Source organism: Saccharothrix coeruleofusca (assembly GCF_014648515.1).
Lineage (GTDB): Bacteria > Actinomycetota > Actinomycetes > Mycobacteriales > Pseudonocardiaceae > Actinosynnema > Actinosynnema coeruleofuscum.
Map to the genome: position 1 here is coordinate 636399 of NZ_BMRG01000001.1, position 1058 is coordinate 637456.

Consider the following 1058-nt stretch of genomic DNA (forward strand, 5'->3'; position numbering starts at 1 on the left):
GGCTCGCCGAGGAGCTGGGCGCCGACCCCGGCCCCGAGCTGCGCGAGCTGCACCGGCGCGTCCTGGTCGGCGACCCGCCGCCGGTGCCGGGTCGGCCGGTGCCGCGGCAGCTGCCGCCCGCGCCGCCGCGCTTCACCGGTCGCGCCGCTGAGCTGGCCGCACTGGACCGGCACGGCACCGCGCTGGTGGTGGTCGCGGGCACCGGGGGCGTGGGCAAGACCGCGCTGGCGCTGCGCTGGGCGCACGACCACGCCGGGCGCTTCCCCGACGGGCAGCTGTACGCCGACCTGCGCGGCTTCGACCCGACGCACGCGCCCGTGCCGCCCGAGGCCGTGCTGCGCGGGTTCCTCGAAGCGCTCGGGGTGCCCGCCCACAACCTGCCGCCCGGCCAGGAGGAGGCCGCCGCGCTCTACCGCAGCCTGCTCGCCGACCGCCGCGTGCTCGTGCTGCTCGACAACGCCGCCGACGCCGCGCAGGTGGTGCCGCTGCTGCCGGGCGGCCCGCCCTGCCTCACCCTGGTCACCAGCCGCGACCGGATGACGCGCCTGGTCGCCGAGCAGGGCGCCGACCACCTCGGCCTCGACGTGCTGACCGGCCCGGAGGCCGTGGCGCTGCTGGCCGAGCGGCTGGGCCGCGACCGGGTCGACGCCGAGCCGCGGGCCGTCGCCGAACTCGTGGAGCACTCGGCCCGGCTGCCGCTGGCGCTGTCGGTCGTGGCCGCCCGCGCCGCGGTGAACCGGGGTTTCCCGCTGCGGGCGCTGGCCGACGAGCTGCGCGACGAGCACATCCGCCTCGACGCGCTGGACGCCGTGCTGGACGTGCGCGCCGTGTTCGCCTGCTCCTACCGCGTGCTGAGCCCGGACGCCGCGCGGCTGTTCCGGCTGCTGGGCGACCACCCCGGCGCCGACGTGGACGCCTGCGCGGCGGCGTCGACCGCGGGCGTCCCGGTGACGCGGGCCCGCGCGCTGCTGGCCGAGCTGAGCCGTCGGCACCTCGTCGACGAGCGCGTTCCGCACCGGTACCGCTCGCACGACTTGCTGCGCGCCTACGCGGTGGAA

The 1058-nt window shown here is 78.8% G+C and carries 1 pseudogene; it reads left to right on the top strand.

The annotated features are described in order from the left end of the window. Positions 1–1058: pseudogene (locus IEZ00_RS03325) on the top strand (AfsR/SARP family transcriptional regulator); the annotation flags it as partial.